Below are 17,903 nucleotides of genomic sequence, written 5' to 3' on the forward strand. Positions count from 1 at the left end.
TATCTGCTTAATTTAAGTCTTTAATGGATCCAACTGTAAGCCAATTAGCATTGATTAAAGCCATCACACTCCATTGCTAGTCAGTTTTTGTCGCCAAGCACACTTTTAAATGTTTCCTTGTATCAATGCTTTGTCACTTTTCATGGCGATTTGTATCAATTTGAAAAGCGATATATACACTCAAAAAAGTTTTTATATACTCAAAAGACAGTCATTGAATTTTTAGATTTTTCTAACTATTTATTTTTATTGACTACACTTATGGCTATTGAATGTGACAGATATTTTAAGGACAAAAATTTTGCGACTTCTTTTGATTCATTGTTTTACATTGGTTATAGCAGGGATTCTAGTTTATGAATCTTTATTGTGGGAAGCACTTGCTCTTCTCGCAGCTTCCGGTTTTATTCCAGCTTTACTAACAAAATCCTCCCAAAAAGCTGCCAACAATTCAGGTGACATTGAAGAGGCAGCAACGGACAAAGATCCAACCGCCAAAGTGGATCCCATTCAAGCCGATCACGTTTCTATTCCTGAAGCGCTTTTTAGCCGAGATTTGGTTCCTCTGTTAAATGTTTGTGGTGAAGATCTTAGCAATGTCCATGCAACGCAAAAAAATGCGGTAGAAGTACTCAACAATGCATTTGTTGAAACAAATACATTAATTGACCAACAAGCAAGCTGCATTCATCGCTTAGTTGAAACAGACTCTGACGAAAATAAGTACTACAGCGAAGTCATGCGGGAGTTTGCAGCACAAACCGCCACGACATTAGATAAGTTTATTGAAAGCACCATCGAAATGTCAGCCTCATCAATGGAGTTACTTTCAAAAGTAAACGAAATACATGATGAAATGCCTGAAATAGCCAAAGCGCTAAAGGACATAGATGACATTGCTGACCAAACCAACCTTCTTGCCCTCAATGCAGCGATTGAGGCCGCCCGTGCAGGTGAAGCAGGACGAGGATTCGCCGTCGTAGCAGATGAAGTTCGATCTCTATCGAACCGATCCTCAGGCTTTAGTGTTGCCATTCAAGCTCGTCTCAAAAAAATCCAAGATCAGGTCTCAAGCTTAACAAAAGCTATGGAACATTTAGCCGCTCATGATGTGACTTACATTATGGAGTCTAAAAAGACCATGAACAGTGCCTTAGAGCATATTGTTAGCAAAGCAGAAAGTGATGCTGAAATCACGCTAGAACTCGAACAACTAGCTAAATCCTTAGAGTCCGCCATTTTCGATGCAACCAGAGCCCTACAGTTTGATGATATCAATGGTCAAAATATTGAATACACCATTGAAGTACTCAACTTCATGGGAGAGCAATTAAGCTCGGTTGATGATCAGTCTTCAGACAATATTGAACATGTACTAAGGGATAAATTAGAAATAATCAAACAACGTAGCCAGCAAAAGCACAATCCTGTTTCTCAGAAAAACATTGAAAGTGGCGACATTGATTTATTTTAAATAAGGATGCGAGGTTTATATGTCTGAAAACATAGTAATTAATTTGCCTGAAAGATTCGATTTTAGTACTCACGGATGGTTTACCAAAGCTTACGAGGACGCTTTAACGAAATCAAAAACCATTGTATTGGATTTTTCTCGAGTTACCTATGTCGACTCTTCGGCATTGGGAATGATGGTTCTGTTCCACCGACAACTAAGTACCAAGACCGGTAAAGGCGTCATTCGCAATGTGAACGGTACAGCAAAAGATATTTTAGACATGGCTAATTTTGAGAAGTTATTTAGCTATGAGTAATGCAAGCAAAGTTCTTTTATTAGAGGATAACGCCTCCAGCCGCTTAATAGTGTCGAAAGCACTTGAAAGGAAAGGTATTGAGGTGGTCTTAACATCGACGCTGGAAGAAGTGCGTCAATGCTTTGGCGATAGCTCTATAAAACTTTTCTTATTAGATGTACACCTGCCAGATGGTATGTCCGATGAACTGATTCCAGAGATTCGTCAACTTTACCCTATGGCACCGATTCTGATGATTACCGCAGAATACGATACCGCTCACATGGCACAACTGTTTGATGCTGGCGTAAAAGACTTTATTCAAAAACCCATTCTTCCCTTGCTTTTATCAAATAAAGTACAAAGTTTTCTAGACTGGTCAGAAGTCGAACAAGCACTATTCAGAGCAAACGAAAACTACCTTTCAATCATGCAAGAAAAAGAACAAGAGGAAGAGCTTGCTTTCTTTGTCTACGATCACATTTTAAACACCCACTCATACCAAATAGAAGGGGTGAATGTTGCAACCCTGTCCAGTGGCAGGTTTTGCGGAGACATTTTGATCTCTGCTAAATCTCCCAACGGCAATTTAATTATTATGCTTGGAGACGCCACAGGTCATGGCATGGCCGCTGCACTGACTATTTATCCTATGGTAGTAACCTTTCATGCCATGGTGAAAAAAGGTTTATCAACAGGTGCGATTTTATGTGAGCTCAGCGACAAACACGCTGAAACCGTACCAAGCAATCGTTTTTTCGCCTGCATTTTGATTGAAATATCTTTATCAAAAAACACCATTAGCATCTGGAATGGCGGCATGCCAAACGTGCTTATTTTCGATAAAAAGCAAAATCTTATCGATAAAATTCCAGCAAAAAATATGGCAATAGGTATTTTGCCAACGAATGATATCAATACGAAGTTTGAAACATTTTCTTTAGATAGTATTGAGTACATTTCATTTTTTAGTGATGGCCTGATTGAAAATAAAATGAATGAAAGCGCGATGCTCAACTTTAATGAAGCCTACTCCATAATTGCCGAGTTCCCTGACGACCCTGCTTACACAATAACTCGCATGCATGCGATGGAAGCAGATTTAACCGTTAGCCATGATGACATGACCCTTTGCAGCTTAAATCTTGAGGTATTAAAGAAAGAACTCTCTGATAAGCCGCTCCCAAAACAAAGTCCAAAAGGCAACTTTTCATTTAATTTTGAATTAAATGGCGACGCATTGCTCAACGAGAACCTCACTTTAAAACTCATTGAGCTGCTTGAAACTTATGGTTTTTCTCAGTCATTTTGCCAAAAAGTATTTACGGTTCTGACTGAATTGCTTGTTAACTCAGTGGATCATGGCATTTTAAACGTTGATTCTAGCCTGAAAAAAACAGACTTCATCTCTTACCTAGACCATAGAACGGCTGCGATTAATCAGCTGAGTAATCAACAGAATATCACCGTATCGGTTCGTTGGGACTCACAACAAAAAGCGCTTTTACTGACCGTCTCGGACTCTGGTAGCGGCTATCAAATGGAGAAAGAAATTACAGCTTCGAATGATCAAACCTATGGGAGAGGCTTAAGCATTATAAATACTTTATGCAATGACTTTACCTATGATCATAACACCAACACAACACATACAACCTTACGATATTAGGATGAATTATGAGTAAAAAACTACTTATTGTTGATGACTCCCCTTCTGTTCGCCAAATGGTCGAAATGACTCTTAAAGGTGCTGGTTATACAGTGCAAACGGCTAATGATGGACAAGCGGCATTAAGTCTTTGTAAGTCTGACCGCTTTGACTTTGTCCTAACAGATCAAAACATGCCCAATATGGATGGTCTGACTTTAATCAAGTCACTACGAGCCATGCCGACTTATGCTCGCGTACCACTCATTGTTTTGACAACAGAGGCTGGAGAAACCATGAAACAGAAAGGCAAAGCAGCTGGAGCCACTGGCTGGATGGTTAAACCATTTGACCCCAAAAAGCTGCTCGAAGTCGTTTCCAAAGTGCTTCGTTAATAGTCTCATTTTGCAAATTCATTGAGAGACAGTATGGATAATTTAAGTCAATACAATGAGGTTTTTTTCGAGGAGGCACAAGAACACCTCGAAACAATGGAAACACTATTGCTTGCCTATGATGTCGATGCACCCGATATGGAAGAGCTCAATAGTGTTTTCCGTGCTGCTCACTCCATAAAAGGAGGCAGCGACATTTTTGGCTTCAAAGCTTTGACAGGGTTAACTCATGTTATGGAAAACATGCTGGACTCTGCGAGAAATAATGAACTGACTTTAACCACCGATCTCATCACAGTTCTATTAGAAACTACCGATGTACTAAAAAATATTCTCAGTTGTTATCGTGAAGAAGCTGAGATTGACTGGGACATTATTGAAGCAAGCAAGGAACAGCTAGGTGCTAAGTTACAAGAAGTCACAGGAGCAGAAGAATCTAATGACCTGCTAAAAGAGGAAGAAGACCCAGGGTTTGGTTTTTTTGATGACGACGAAGCTGATGATGACCCAGGGTTCGGCCTTTTTGACGATGACGAGCCCAACTCAGAGGAAGAGCAAGGCTTTGGTTTTTTTGATGATGACGAACCCAACTCAGAGGAAGAGCAAGGCTTTGGCTTTTTTGATGATGACGATAATAAACAGAATGAAGAAAAAGAGTCTGCTGAAGAGAATGTTGGCTTTGGTTTCTTTGACGAAAACATGGGCGACTCAAAAAATGCAGACGATAAGCCACAGCAAGATGAAAACATTGGCTACGGCTTCTTTAATGAAGAGCCTCAAACTGAACCTGCAGCTACTCCTGTAGAGAATACACCGGCGCCACAACAAGCTGCAACGCAGAAAAAAGCAGCTGTAAAAGCACCGGCAAAAGCAACCGAAACCAAATCAGAAGCCACCAGCATTCGAGTTGAAACGAATAAAATAGATAAGCTTGTTAACTTGGTGGGTGAACTGGTTATCACTCAATCCATGCTCAACTTAATCGGTAATGACGTAGGTGAAAGTGTCGCAGATAAAATGCAATCGGCTTTAACTGAGCTCGAAAGAAACACTCGAGAAATTCAAGAAGCCGTTATGTCAGTTCGTATGCTGCCTATTTCCTTTGTATTCAACCGTTTTCCCAGACTGGTTCGAGATTTATCAACCAAACTAGAGAAAAAAATCAACCTAATCATTGAGGGCGGAAATACAGAAATTGACAAAAATTTAGTGGAGAAAATCTCAGACCCTCTTCTACATTTAATTAGAAACAGCGTTGACCATGGGATCGAAATGCCATCGAAACGCTTAGAGGCCAATAAAGACGAAACAGGCATAGTGAAACTTTCTGCGGCCCAGAAAGGTGGCGAAATTGTCATCACCATTACAGATGACGGCGCAGGGTTAAACCGAGACCGAATCCTAGAGAAAGCCCTAGAAAAAGGTATCTCTTTACCTGAACCGTTAACCGATAGCGCGGTTTGGCAATTGATATTTGAAGCCGGCTTCTCCACCGCAGCCGAAGTGACCGATGTATCAGGTCGAGGCGTTGGTATGGATGTGGTACGAAGAAATATCGAGTCTCTCGGTGGACGTATTGATATCAGCTCAACCGCTGGAATGGGCACTGTCTTTACCATCAACTTGCCTCTGACACTGGCTATTCTTGACGGTATGACAGTCGAGGCATCGGATCAAGTATTCATCATCCCTCTTGTCAATATTGTTGAAAGCATCCAACCCGTTTCTGAGCAAATCAAACAGATAAAAGGCAAACAACTACTTTGGGTTCGTGATGAATACTGGCCTCTTATTGATATAGGTAAAACATTAGGAGGCAACGTAAACGCTACCGATATGGAATCAGGAATTGTTGTTCTTGTCGAAACCTCGAAGCAACGGTTTGGAATTGTGGTTGACTCACTTTTAGGTCAACAACAGGTCGTCATTAAAAACTTAGAGCGACATTATCGTCGCGTAGAAGGCATTGCTGGCGCAACCATAATGGGTGATGGCAGTGTGGCGTTAATTTTAGATGTCGATTCAATCACTCAATTTATTAAATCGGACTTATAGGAGGCATTCAATATGACAACACTTCAGCAGGGGAATACGTCTTCAATGCCTGCAAAAGAGTTCTTAACATTTGTATTAGGCGATGAAGCCTATGCACTTGATATTATGACGGTTAAAGAAATTCGCGGTTATGAATCAGCAACCAAAATTGCCAATGCACCAGATTATATTAAAGGGGTAATTAACCTACGTGGCGATATTGTGCCGATTGTCGATTTACGAATTAAATTCAACATAGGCGAAGCCACTTATAACGAATGGACCATTGTAATCATGTTAAACGTGCGTGATCGCGTTGTTGGGATAGTTGTCGATGGTGTGTCCGATGTAATGAATTTAGAAGCCGAAGATATTAAACCCGCACCGGAATTTGGTGTAGCTTTCGATAGCCGTTATTTGCATGGACTTGCCGCTTTGGAGGACCAGATGGTCATCATCGTTGATATCGAAGAGCTCATATCAAGTGATGAGATAGGCGTATTCGAAGGTACATAAAAAAACAAACATTATTCACAGTTGGCCTTCAAGGCTTCACCGTAAACAAGATACATAGGAAGGGTTAATGCCATGTTAAAAAGCCTATTTTCAAAGCGATTAGATGATAATCAAATAATTATCGACAAAGATGTCTGGGTAAACGCTCAAGGTCAATTAGATGCTTTAACGCGATCTCAAGCTATCATAGAGTTCGACTTGCATGGCAATATCTTAGTTGCCAACGACAATTTCCTTAATACTCTTGGTTACACTCTGGAAGAGGTTCAAGGTAAACACCACAGTATTTTTGTGGACAATAAATATCGCAACAGTCGAGAGTATAAAGAGTTTTGGGCGAGACTAAACAACGGTGAATTCCAAAGTGGCGAGTTTTGCCGCTATAGCAAAACTGGAGAGGCCGTTTGGATTGAAGCAAGCTACAACCCTATTTTTGACGCCAATAACAAGCCCTTCAAAGTGGTTAAGTTTGCGACGGATATCACCGAAAAGAAAAAACAGAATACGGATTATGTTAGTCAGTTAGACGCCATTTCTAAAGCTCAAGCCGTTATATCTTTTGAGCTTGATGGAACCATTATTAGCGCTAACGATAATTTTTTAAATACGCTTGGCTACACTCTTGGGGAAGTTCAAGGCAAACACCATAGTCTGTTTATCGATTCCGAATACAAAAAATCAGAAGAGTATCGTAATTTCTGGCGCAGCCTAGCAAATGGTGAACATTTCATTGGCCGTTTTCCTCGCGTCCATAAAAACGGCAAAGTTATTTGGATACAAGCTAACTACAGCCCGATTCGTGACCCAAGCGGCACACCCTATAAAGTGGTGAAATTTGCAACGGACATTACTGCGGAAGTCGAAGCCGAGCAGCAACTTCAGCTCACTGTAAGCCAAGTCAATGCCGCCATTGATGCCGCCGTAAATAATGACCTAACACAACGAGTGGCAACCGAAAATAAAACCGACATGATGCTGAGTATTTCGCAAGGGGTAAACTCTCTGCTTGATACCATGACGGACATTATCATTAACATTAAAAATGCCTCTGATGCTGTGTATACCGGTGCTCGTGAAATATCCAACGGTAACACAGACCTTTCTAATCGTACCGAGCAACAAGCTTCTAGCTTAGAAGAAACGGCGTCTAGCATGGAAGAATTAACTGGAACGGTTCGCCAAAATGCCGACAGTGCTAAACAAGCAAACAATCTTGCATCCTCGGCAGTAACCATAGCCATTGATGGCGGACATCTAATAGAAGATGTCGTGAAAACGATGGCGTCGATTAATGAGTCTTCGCAAAAAATTGCTGACATCATTGGCATGATCGATGGCATTGCTTTCCAAACGAATATCCTAGCGCTGAACGCCGCAGTCGAAGCGGCCAGAGCAGGAGAACAGGGTCGAGGCTTTGCCGTTGTTGCCTCTGAGGTAAGAACATTAGCGCAACGTTCAGCCAATGCGGCAAAAGACATCAAAGACCTCATTTCTGAATCTGCGACCAAAATTAATAATGGTAATGAGTTGGTCAATAAATCCGGAGACACCATGCGAGAAGTTGTCTCTTCGATCAAGCAAGTTAATGACATTATGACTGAGATCGCGAGTGCATCCGCAGAGCAATCTTCTGGATTAGATGAAATAGGCAAAGCCGTTAGTCAAATGGATGAGATGACTCAACAAAATGCCGCGCTGGTTGAGGAAGCCGCCGCAGCGGCTGAAAGTCTGTTAAGTCAAGCAGATCAATTAACCAGTAATGTCAATCAATTCCAATTGGGTGACGACCATCAATCTCAACCGATGAAGCAAATCGCCCATTTGCAGAAGCCAACCACATCAAAGTCTCCTGCAACAAAAAAACTTCCTCCGGCATCAACACCGGTTAAAAAAGCCAATCCATTACCAAAACCTCAAATTGATGACGAAGACGATGGTTGGGAGGAGTTCTAAATCTTATGGAAAGGGAATTTGGCTTCACGTTACGTGATTTTAATAAGGTGCGAGCTATCCTTGTCGGATTGACAGGGATAAATCTCGCTGACTCAAAAGAGTCCCTTGTATATAGCCGCCTAACTCCTAGAATTCGAAAGCTGGGGTTAGGCAGTACTAAAGACTACTTGAACTATCTAGAAGACAATCCAGATGAGCAAGAAAACTTTATCAATGCTCTAACCACCAATCTAACGTCGTTTTATAGAGAGCCTCATCACTTTAGTATTTTGGCGCAATATATAAATCAAGGAGAACCGGTTAAAAGAATTTGGTGTGCGGCATCCAGTACTGGCGAAGAGCCTTATTCCATAGCCATGAGCCTAGTAAAAGCCTATGGACGATTCAATCATGATGTAAAAATCATTGCTTCAGATATTGATAGCAAAGTTCTCGAAGCGGCTAATCGTGGCACTTACCCAATAGAAAAAGTAGAAGCGTTACCTGATAAAAAGAGTTTTTTTATGAAAGGCAAAGGCAGCAATTTAGGTCTAGCCAAAGTTGTTCCGCAACTGCGTGACATGATTGAATTCATACGCATTAATTTACTAGATGAAAGCCTTCCAATAGAACCCAACTTAGACGTGATATTTTGCCGTAACGTGATGATTTATTTTGATAAAGACACGCAAGCAAAAATACTAACTAAGTTACTGGCCAAACTTCGTCCCGGTGGGCTCTATATTGCGGGTCATTCCGAAAACTTTTCTCACTTTTCCCACGTAATAAAACCCATTGGTCGAACAGCATACATTAAGCTGTAAGGTTGAACTATGGCATTAAAAGAATCGGTAATTGAACATTTTTCAACACGAAAACACTTCGACAATACGTTTGATATTATGTCGTACAAGGTACTACCAGGAGAATACTACGCAACCAACGAAGACGTCATGATTACCACATTGTTAGGGTCATGTGTCTCAGTTTGTTTGTATGATTCCACGGCAAAAGTAGGAGGAATGAACCACTTCCTTCTACCTGAAGGAGGAGATGCAAACGATCTACTGTCTTCGGCAGGTCGCTATGGTGTCTACGCGATGGAATTATTGATCAATCACCTTATTAAACTGGGTGCTCGTCGAAGTCATTTTAAAGCTAAAGTCTTCGGTGGTGGCAGTGTGATCAAAGGCATGACGACCCACAACATAGGTAAGAAAAATGTCGAATTTATTCAATCTTACTTACAAAATGAAGGTATCTCTATCGAGTCCTCAGACCTGCTAGATGTCTATCCAAGACGGGTAAACTTCTTTCCTGCTAGTGGCCGAGTGATGATGAAGAAATTACGTCAACACCATGATACCGAAGCCATTAACTGTGAATTACGTTATAGAAAAGCGATCTCTTCTGTCAGTCAAGATAACGACTCAGGTGATGTTGACTTGTTTTAATCTTTTGATGGGGCACTATGCAATCTAAAAAAACAAAGGTACTGATTGTCGATGACTCTGTTTCTATACAAAAAGTTCTACGGGAAGTCATTGAATCGGACCCAGACTTAGAAGTTGTCGGCGCAGCAAACGATGCTTTTGAAGCCAAGCAAATGGTGAATGACCTATCTCCTGATGTCATTACCTTAGATGTTGAAATGCCTAAAGTAAGCGGCTTACGTTTTCTTGAGGTATTAATGAAGGTCAAACCAACTCCTGTTGTGATGATCTCAACACTGACAAAAGCAAACGCGGATACAACATTAAAAGCACTAGAATTAGGTGCCGTTGACTACATTGCAAAACCACAGCTCAACCAAAAAGAAATGTTCTTGCGTTATCAAAAAATGGTCATCAAGAAAATTCGTATGGCGGCAGCGTGTAATATTAAGACGGGCATTGATCACACCTCACCTCCCTCTCCCTCCTCAACAAAAGAATCCTTCACTTCCAATAAAGTACTTGCTATTGGCGCTTCTACGGGAGGAACAGAAGCGATCAATTACTTGCTTGGACAACTTCCCAGTGCGAATTTTGCCCTTCTGATTGTTCAACACATGCCTGCTGGCTTTACTTCTACTTTTGCTAGTAGATTAGACAGAACGACAGACTTTACTGTTGTTGAAGCACAAGGGGGCGAATTAATTCGTCCAGGAGTGGCTTACCTTGCTCCTGGTGATTTTCACATGAAAGTTATCCGCTCAAATGGCCAGCTCTACACCGAGATATTTAAGGCTGAAAAAGTAGCAGGCCATCGCCCTTCCGTTGATGTACTTTTTAAATCCGTTGCTGATGAAATTGGTCGTCACGCATTTGCCACTTTATTAACCGGTATGGGGAAAGATGGCGCTCGTGGTCTAAAAGCGATAAAAAACACAGGAGGGTTTACTGTCGTACAAGATGAGTCGTCATGCGTTGTGTATGGTATGCCAAGGGTCGCGGTAGAAATGAATGCTGCAAGTATAGTGACGCCATTAAACAATATAAAAGAAACATTTATCGGCAAGCTACGCAAAACACCGTCTAAACAAACCAGCTAATGTTCTGCGACACTTATAAAAAAAACGGAGATAGCAAGTTAAAGCAGTATCTCCGTTTTTAAATGCAAATCAGTAAGTTCTCTTATTGCAACCTATCTTCCATAGAGGCAGGCTTTTCGGGCATGGCTATTATATTAATAAACTCAGGCCGAACATTGGGCATTGGATTCACTTCAGAAAACAATACTGATCGGCTTTGATTTTCTATAATACGAACATGTGAACGATTAAGCTCTCTAGGCTCTTTGACACCACAAGAGTGTGCAATCATCCCAATGCCATGCAACAACTGTGCGGCATAATTCGCTACTCGTTCAGACTTTTCAGCGGCAACCAAACCTTTCTGTAACTCAGGATTATGAGTCGTAATCCCAGTTGGACAGGTATTTTTATTGCACTGTAGCGCTTGAATACAACCCAACGAAAACAAGAACCCACGAGCGCTAACCACAAAATCAGCACCCGCACTTAAGGCCCAAGCGGCCTTTCCTGGAACAATCAATTTCCCAGAAGCAATAATTTTAATATAGCGACGTAAGCCATAGGAGGTCACAATATTCACAACAGTCGGCAAGCTTTCACGTAAATGCATCCCCACATAATCCATTAACGGCTGAGGCGCTGCGCCAGTTCCACCATCGGAACTGTCAATAGTGATAAAGTCAGGACAGAAATCGATGCCCTTTTTATGGATTAACTCGCACAGGGTTTCAAAAAACTTCAAATCTCCAACGACCATTTTGAAGCCAACGGGTTTGGAAGTGACCTGACGGACATGACGAACCATGTTTAATAAGTCATCAATGGATTTTATATCGGTATGACCATTCGGACTAATGGAGTCCTGACCAACAGGAATACCTCGGGTATGGGCAATTTCCTCTGTTACTTTCGCGCCAGGCAGCATACCGCCTTTACCAGGCTTAGCGCCCTGACTCATCTTAATTTCAAACATCCGTACGTTTTCATGCGCAGCCAAACTGGCTAATTTGGCATCATCCAAGTGCCCTTCTGAATTACGCACACCGTATTTTGCCGTACCAATTTGGAACACAAGGTCACATCCGCCTTCAAGATGATAGGGTGACAATCCGCCCTCGCCTGTGTTCATCCAAATGCCAGCTTTACGTGCGCCTTTTGATAAGGCTTGCACTGCAGGTTTAGACAAAGCCCCAAAACTCATACCTGAAATATTGACCACAGAGCGAGTGCGATAGGGCTTTTTTGCGGTAAATTCGCCGATACAAATTTCTTTAGGCTGTGACGCGTCTTCATCTAATGTTGGAAAAGCGCAGTTAAGAAAGAAAATGTCACCTGGTGTTTCAAGGGACCGAGTTGAGCCAAAAGCAATAGTGGTATCCACTTTTTTCGCAGCGCGATATGCCCAAGAGCGCTCAGCACGGTCAAATGGTCTCTCTTCTCGATCCATTGCAAAAAAATATTGGCGAAAAAATTCACCTAAGTGCTCAAAGAGATATCGGAATCGACCGACAACGGGGTAATTTCGTCTAATCGTATGAGTGGTTTGATGTGTATCTACCCAATACATGATCACAATAGAAATCAACACAAGGAAGAGTATAAAAACAAATAACAACGCGCCCCAATGAATAGTCAATGTCGCCGCCGAAGACAAAAAATCCATACCAACCTCTTTATTATTAAATATAAGCTTAAACCATAATTCTACGCTAAGAAGAAGGTTTTAATGTCGGATAATCATGGACAAATTCAGCAATAAACGCCTTCGCTGGTAATGGATGTCCAAAATAATAACCTTGATAGTAAAAACAATCGATCTCCCTTAATCTTTCATAGTGAAGTAAAGTTTCTACTCCCTCAGCAAGCACACTAATGTTTAATGCTTTTGCCATTGCAATGACAGCATGAACAATCGCCTCGTCACTTTTATCAACAAGCAGGTCTCGCACAAAAGACTGATCGATTTTTAATCTATCTATCGGTAAAGACTTTAAATATTTGAGAGAAGAATAACCAGTACCAAAATCATCGATAGAAAGGTGAACACCGAGGGATTTTATTTCATTCATTTTTTTGAGACAGGAATTCAAATCACTCAACAACATATTCTCTGTGATTTCTAAATCAACACAACAGGCTGGCACATCATGCTTCTCTAACTGTGATTTCAGCATAGGTAAAAAACCAACTTGTTGAAATTGAATGGGACTGACATTGATAGATATTCGCCAAGACATCTGCCACTTATCTTCTTTTAACCAAGTCGCCACTTGAGACAAGGCTTCATTTAATACCCAATGACCAATTTCAACAATGAGTCCAATTTCTTCGGCAATCGGAATAAACTCTGCTGGAGAGATAAAACCTTTTTCTTTATCTTTCCAACGAATCAGCGCCTCAGCGCCAATTAGTTCATTCTTATCATTGGTTTGAGGCTGATAATAAAGCTCAAATAGCTTAAATTCTGTGGCATGGTGAAGTGCTTTTTCCATTTCTAGTCGAGCATCAGAGACAGCTTGCATCTCTGGTTTATACAAAGCGAATGTATTTCTACCAGACTCTTTTGCACGATACAGGGCGGTGTCTGCTTGCTTCAAAACAACTTCGGCTGATCCTTCCTCGCCATAGAAAATCGTTCCACCTAAGCTTGCCGTGGTATGAATTTCATGATGACCCACTGTTTTGACTTGCTGGCAGGCATACATAACACTATCAGCAAAGCCAAACACGGCTTTTTCAACCTGTGCTCTATTGTCACCTAAATGAGTTAATAAAAATGCAAATTCATCCCCCCCCATTCTGGCAAAGACAATATTCTCTTCTACCAAAGAAGAAAGTTGAACAGCCACGCTACAAAGTAATTGATCGCCAACATTGTGCCCCAATGAATCATTAAGAGTTTTAAATCGATCGAGATCCATAAAGACAACAGCAGAATAACTCCGTTCATGGCTTTTCAATTTACTTTTTAAAGCACTATCAAGCTTATCCGCCAGATATTGCCTATTAGGCAACCGTGTAACAGAGTCATAATAAGCTAAACGATGAATATGCTCCTCGGCTTCTCTGCGCTCGGATATATCACGAATCAAAAGTAAAGTTTCGACTTGATCCAGCACTTTATATCGTGCCAATCGAATTTCTACCGGTAATTCAATGCCCTGTATCCGAAAAAAAGTTTCTACAGTCGTCGGAGAGTTCAATTCAAGTGTATTTAAGATAGCCGAGAAGCCGAGCCAAGAAGACGGTGCATGTAGCACATCTAATGATTGAGATTGAAGATCAGTACTTTTTTTCTTCAACATAGACTCAGCAGCGGTGTTAACTAAAATTATTCTATTATTTTCATCTAATAGAATAATGCCATCAGCAGCGTGCTCAATCATAGCTTTAGTATGACTATTACTGCGCTCTAAATTATTAAGGGCGATGTTCAATTTGTCCCATAATTGAGAAAAAGTAGAATGCAAATTACCAAGTTCATCTGCTCTATGCTGCCGATAAAACGATTTTGACAACGGCAGCGCTTCTTTGTGGTTGGCTGTCGCTAAAGATTGGGTTAAACGTTTTAGAGGATAAGTAACTAGAAAGTAAAAAACTAATGATATTAAAGAAGCTAACAATACATCTTTGAATAAATTATATATCAAGTTAGAAAGATGTTCGTTCAATATCTTCTCAAGTAGATAACGCTTTTCAGGCAATATAGACAAATGTCCGGCATGAAATTCAGGTGTTTTTAACCTTAACTCACGATTATAATTCTGTAAATCTGATAAAAAATAATTAGCTAATGAAGAAGATACAAAATAATTACGTTTAGATGCGGTTGCCTCGACAAATATCCCACCAGAGTCATCACGAACCTCGATATGAAAAATAGCAGGATTGAAAAGTAAGCTGTCGATTTGTTGTTGAGCAAAGGTGGTATCTAACCTAAAAATGGCTTCAGACATTGGCTCTTCTAATGCTGAAAGCAATACGTCGAAATCTTGGTTTATTTCTACTTTCTGGGATTTTACCCCTTCAATAAACTGAATCCCACTACTGACTAAACTTAAAACTACCGCAAGCACTAACGTTAAAATAGCTTGTTTAGTAAATAGTGATTTAGATAACACAACACCCATTTTTACTCACTTAAACTTCTATGATTCAAGCTGCATAACAGCAATAGCTTCCATACTAGCTAATTGATATCCCGTAAGGCAATCTGACATAACACCAACTTTGTTCGATCTGCCAACCTCCAAGATTGGCACTTTCTTATCAGTTAAACAAGAAAGTATAAAAAAAATTTATGCAATTAGTGATCTATATCATGCTATTAAACACGTCAAAAGAAAGTGAAAGCTAGCCATTTAAAAATGAAAAAAGCCAGTATAAAAATCATACTGGCTTTATAATAAAAACAATATTGCTCTATGACGCCGTCTTCAAGTTCTATGACCTTTATGACGTTTTCTCACAGGCTTCAAAGATGTACTTATAACGACCTTAGCCTATAACCGCACCATCTTCTCGAGAAATAGCGATCACACTCGAACGTGGCACAGACTGTCCACCATCAGGCCAGTGAGAATTCCCCTTCTCCCCTGGATGTTGAATGCTAATAAACATGGTGGTGCGCTCAGCATTCCATGCTGAACCAGTAATTTCAGATTCTTTTGGTCCAACAAGAAAACGACGAATTTCACCGGTTTCAGGGTCTCCTACTAGCATCTGGTTATTACCTTGCCCTTGGAAGCCTTTTTCATTCGAATAGTTACCATCCGTTTGAATCCACAACAAACCTTTCGAATCAAACTTCAAACCATCTGGTGAGTTAAACATGTTGTCTTGGTTAATGTTCTTAGAACCTGCATTCGCGTCATCATACACAGCTGGATTACCCGCCAACACAAACAGATCCCATTTAAACTCTTTATGGGTATGATCTGCATCCATTGGAGCCCAGCGTACAATTTGCCCGAAGTTGTTTTTCACGCGAGGATTCGGTCCCTTAGCTGGGGTTTCATCGCCGCCAGCATTTGGCTTAACGCCACGGTTTTTGTTGTTGGTCAATGAGCAGTAAACTTCAGCTTTATGTGGGTGTGCAGCAACCCATTCAGGACGATCCATGGTTGTCGCACCGACTTTAGAAGCGGCCATACGAGTATGAATGGCAATTTCAGCTTCCGTCATACCTGTCGATTTTGGGGTCAATGCAACCCACTCACCACGATTATTATCATGGAATTTAGCCACATATAGAGTGCCTTCTTCGAGTAGATCACGATTATTGCCACCCGCTAGATATTTGTGTTTAGACACAAAGCGGTATAAGAACTCGCCACGTTCATCATCCCCAAGGTAAACCACAACATGACCATTTGCCGCAATGGTAAGTTCAGCGTTTTCATGCTTGAAACGACCTAAAGCAGTACGTTTTTTCGGGCGAGATGTTGGATCGAGTGGATCAATTTCCACGATATAACCAAAGCGATTTGGTTCATTAGGCTCTTTATCCAAATTAAAGCGATCATCGGCTAATGCCCAGTTATAACGACCTTCTGTGCTCACGCCATAACGCTTGTAAGCATCAGGCATTTTGTAGTCTTTACTGGCGGTGAAGTATCCATTGAAGTTTTCTTCACAGGTCAAATAAGTACCCCAAGGGGTCTGACCGTTACCACAGTTATTCCACGTTCCTTTAGCTACCAAACCTTTAGGGTCTTCTGAGGTCTGCATCCACTTGTGACCACGTGCAGGCCCTGTAATATCCATTTCAGTATCAGCAGTAATACGACGGTTGTATGGGGAGTCTTGAACAATGCCCCATTTCCCACCACGTTGATCCACTTCGACAATAGAGACACCATGAGCCGCTTTGTTTTTACGCACATCATCCGCATTAGCAGGCATGCCATCAGAGCGATTGGCATGAAGAGTATCGCCATTCGTGTATTCATTGTTGATGGCCATAATTTGTTTGCCATCTTTGTTAAAGAAGGCCATACCATCGTTGTGATCACCAAAAGCTAATTCTTGAGAAGCTCCTGTGCCACCTGTCTTACCATTAAATGCAGGAGCATTGCTGAATAAAGGGTCTCCCCAAGAAGCAACCACTTCCCACTTGTATCCCTCTGGAACCGTGACCGTGTCTAAGGTGTTGGCTTTCACCATGCTAAACGCAAGACGTGATTCATTTGTTTCTGCGGCTAACGCTTTACTTGCCGCTAATGTCGTTGAGCCCATTACAAAGGCACCCGCGCCAACCGCCACACCACCACCTAAGAAGCCGCGACGAGAAACCATTTTATTTGCCACTTCTTCGAACTCTACAGCTTCAGGTGCTGGACGTACCAATTCATCTAATTCATCAAAACTTAACTTCATACTCGTCTTACTATTCATAACACTGCCCCTATTTCTATAAAATATCAGTTGCTTAGTTAGTTGACCTTTAACAACTGGTTTAATCAGATTTTTTAAGTGAAATTCCCGCCCTGCAAAAGGAATCTTGAATTAAATTTACTGATAAAACATTACGTAGAAATGACAGTGAAACGACGAACTTATTTGCAGGCTAGAAAACAATAAGATGAGAAGCAGAAATATATATGATCAAAGGCAGCTTTATTATTTATAGATTTCTCCAGCATAGCGAACTTCTAAACCTTCTCGAATGGATTTCTTTAGTCCTTTCACTACCAAACCATAGGAATGATCGACTAATCTTTCAATTTCACCATCGGGTAAATCACCATCCAAAATAATAGAGTTCCAATGACGCTTATTCATATGATAAGCGGGGAAAATCTCTTTAAATATATCGCGTAACTCAATAGCGTGATCAGGCTGACACTTAAGATTAAGTAACTGCTGGCCTTGTTTTCGTGACAGCAAAGCAAACATTTTCCCCTGTACTTTGAATACTGCTGTTTCATTATCAAAGGGGTAACATTCCTCTGCCTCCGGCTTAGAAAGCAAGTAGAGCTTCAACGTTTTAATATCCAAAAAAACCACTCCTCTAAAACATGCTGTGAACGTCCTTATCTTGATAAAGACACGGGATCATCGCAAGTCGTTTTTACTTTCACACATCAATAAAAAAGCCGCTAACTGAACAA

At 41.0% G+C, this 17,903-nt stretch carries 14 protein-coding genes; 10 read left to right on the plus strand and 4 right to left on the minus strand.

Going from position 1 to position 17,903, the window contains the following annotated elements; translation table 11 throughout:
* Positions 1–817: 817 nt before the first annotated feature.
* The 10 genes from C0J08_RS22910 to C0J08_RS15595 all read left to right on the plus strand — a co-directional run bounded on the left by C0J08_RS22910 (position 818) and on the right by C0J08_RS15595 (position 10,809).
* Complete coding sequence (locus C0J08_RS22910; protein WP_502711632.1) at positions 818–1,474, plus strand: methyl-accepting chemotaxis protein; 657 nt, start codon at positions 818–820, stop codon at positions 1,472–1,474.
* A 19-nt stretch (positions 1,475–1,493) separates the two neighbouring features.
* Entirely contained in the window at positions 1,494–1,772 is a 279-nt protein-coding gene (locus tag C0J08_RS15555; RefSeq protein ID WP_212652837.1) for an STAS domain-containing protein, read from the plus strand.
* Positions 1,765–3,420 carry a SpoIIE family protein phosphatase gene (locus C0J08_RS15560; protein WP_212652838.1) on the plus strand — a complete coding sequence of 552 codons (1,656 nt, stop codon included), beginning with the start codon at positions 1,765–1,767 and terminating at the stop codon, positions 3,418–3,420. The genes C0J08_RS15555 and C0J08_RS15560 overlap by 8 nt, the downstream gene beginning before the upstream one ends.
* An 8-nt stretch (positions 3,421–3,428) precedes the next feature.
* Complete coding sequence (locus tag C0J08_RS15565) at positions 3,429–3,794, plus strand: response regulator (RefSeq protein WP_212652839.1); 366 nt, start codon at positions 3,429–3,431, stop codon at positions 3,792–3,794.
* Positions 3,795–3,827: 33 nt separating this feature from the next.
* Complete coding sequence (locus C0J08_RS15570; RefSeq protein WP_212652840.1) at positions 3,828–5,849, plus strand: chemotaxis protein CheA; 2,022 nt, start codon at positions 3,828–3,830, stop codon at positions 5,847–5,849.
* A 12-nt stretch (positions 5,850–5,861) separates the two neighbouring features.
* Positions 5,862–6,344, plus strand: coding sequence for a chemotaxis protein CheW (locus C0J08_RS15575; protein ID WP_212652841.1), 483 nt, complete (start codon positions 5,862–5,864; stop codon positions 6,342–6,344).
* A gap of 72 nt (positions 6,345–6,416) precedes the next feature.
* A complete protein-coding gene (locus tag C0J08_RS22770) occupies positions 6,417–8,297 on the plus strand; it encodes a methyl-accepting chemotaxis protein (RefSeq protein WP_212652842.1) in 1,881 nt (626 codons plus the stop codon).
* A 5-nt stretch (positions 8,298–8,302) separates the two neighbouring features.
* A complete protein-coding gene (locus C0J08_RS15585) occupies positions 8,303–9,100 on the plus strand; it encodes a CheR family methyltransferase (RefSeq protein ID WP_212652843.1) in 798 nt (265 codons plus the stop codon).
* A 9-nt stretch (positions 9,101–9,109) separates the two neighbouring features.
* Positions 9,110–9,730 carry a chemoreceptor glutamine deamidase CheD gene (gene cheD / locus C0J08_RS15590; protein ID WP_212652844.1) on the plus strand — a complete coding sequence of 207 codons (621 nt, stop codon included), beginning with the start codon at positions 9,110–9,112 and terminating at the stop codon, positions 9,728–9,730.
* 17 nt (positions 9,731–9,747) lie between these two features.
* Positions 9,748–10,809, plus strand: a complete 1,062-nt coding sequence (locus C0J08_RS15595; RefSeq protein WP_212652845.1) for a protein-glutamate methylesterase/protein-glutamine glutaminase — start codon at positions 9,748–9,750, stop codon at positions 10,807–10,809.
* A gap of 82 nt (positions 10,810–10,891) precedes the next feature.
* Here C0J08_RS15595 and C0J08_RS15600 read toward each other — a convergent pair whose 3' ends face one another.
* From C0J08_RS15600 to C0J08_RS15615, 4 genes are all read right to left on the minus strand, one after another.
* The gene (locus C0J08_RS15600) at positions 10,892–12,454 is read right to left on the minus strand and encodes an FMN-binding glutamate synthase family protein (protein ID WP_212652846.1); all 1,563 of its coding nucleotides are present in this window, start codon (positions 12,452–12,454) and stop codon (positions 10,892–10,894) included.
* Positions 12,455–12,500: 46 nt separating this feature from the next.
* Complete coding sequence (locus tag C0J08_RS15605; RefSeq protein WP_212652847.1) at positions 12,501–14,921, minus strand: putative bifunctional diguanylate cyclase/phosphodiesterase; 2,421 nt, start codon at positions 14,919–14,921, stop codon at positions 12,501–12,503.
* Between the two features lie 367 nt (positions 14,922–15,288).
* Positions 15,289–17,187, minus strand: coding sequence for a PhoX family protein (locus C0J08_RS15610; RefSeq protein WP_212652848.1), 1,899 nt, complete (start codon positions 17,185–17,187; stop codon positions 15,289–15,291).
* A 225-nt stretch (positions 17,188–17,412) separates the two neighbouring features.
* A complete protein-coding gene (locus C0J08_RS15615) occupies positions 17,413–17,799 on the minus strand; it encodes an MmcQ/YjbR family DNA-binding protein (protein ID WP_349304773.1) in 387 nt (128 codons plus the stop codon).
* Positions 17,800–17,903 lie beyond the last annotated feature (104 nt).

The organism is Marinomonas sp. CT5 (genome assembly GCF_018336975.1).
Taxonomy (GTDB): domain Bacteria; phylum Pseudomonadota; class Gammaproteobacteria; order Pseudomonadales; family Marinomonadaceae; genus Marinomonas.

What these genes read in the sequence shown, in the direction of transcription:
- C0J08_RS22910 (WP_502711632.1), top strand. Translation starts at nt 818, where the DNA reads ATGGAGTTACTTTCAAAAGTAAACGAAATACATGATGAAATGCCTGAA.
- C0J08_RS15555 (WP_212652837.1), top strand. Translation starts at nt 1,494, where the DNA reads ATGTCTGAAAACATAGTAATTAATTTGCCTGAAAGATTCGATTTTAGT.
- C0J08_RS15560 (WP_212652838.1), top strand. Translation starts at nt 1,765, where the DNA reads ATGAGTAATGCAAGCAAAGTTCTTTTATTAGAGGATAACGCCTCCAGC.
- C0J08_RS15565 (WP_212652839.1), top strand. Translation starts at nt 3,429, where the DNA reads ATGAGTAAAAAACTACTTATTGTTGATGACTCCCCTTCTGTTCGCCAA.
- C0J08_RS15570 (WP_212652840.1), top strand. Translation starts at nt 3,828, where the DNA reads ATGGATAATTTAAGTCAATACAATGAGGTTTTTTTCGAGGAGGCACAA.
- C0J08_RS15575 (WP_212652841.1), top strand. Translation starts at nt 5,862, where the DNA reads ATGACAACACTTCAGCAGGGGAATACGTCTTCAATGCCTGCAAAAGAG.
- C0J08_RS22770 (WP_212652842.1), top strand. Translation starts at nt 6,417, where the DNA reads ATGTTAAAAAGCCTATTTTCAAAGCGATTAGATGATAATCAAATAATT.
- C0J08_RS15585 (WP_212652843.1), top strand. Translation starts at nt 8,303, where the DNA reads ATGGAAAGGGAATTTGGCTTCACGTTACGTGATTTTAATAAGGTGCGA.
- cheD (WP_212652844.1), top strand. Translation starts at nt 9,110, where the DNA reads ATGGCATTAAAAGAATCGGTAATTGAACATTTTTCAACACGAAAACAC.
- C0J08_RS15595 (WP_212652845.1), top strand. Translation starts at nt 9,748, where the DNA reads ATGCAATCTAAAAAAACAAAGGTACTGATTGTCGATGACTCTGTTTCT.
- C0J08_RS15600 (WP_212652846.1), bottom strand. Translation starts at nt 12,454, where the DNA reads ATGGATTTTTTGTCTTCGGCGGCGACATTGACTATTCATTGGGGCGCG.
- C0J08_RS15605 (WP_212652847.1), bottom strand. Translation starts at nt 14,921, where the DNA reads ATGGGTGTTGTGTTATCTAAATCACTATTTACTAAACAAGCTATTTTA.
- C0J08_RS15610 (WP_212652848.1), bottom strand. Translation starts at nt 17,187, where the DNA reads ATGAATAGTAAGACGAGTATGAAGTTAAGTTTTGATGAATTAGATGAA.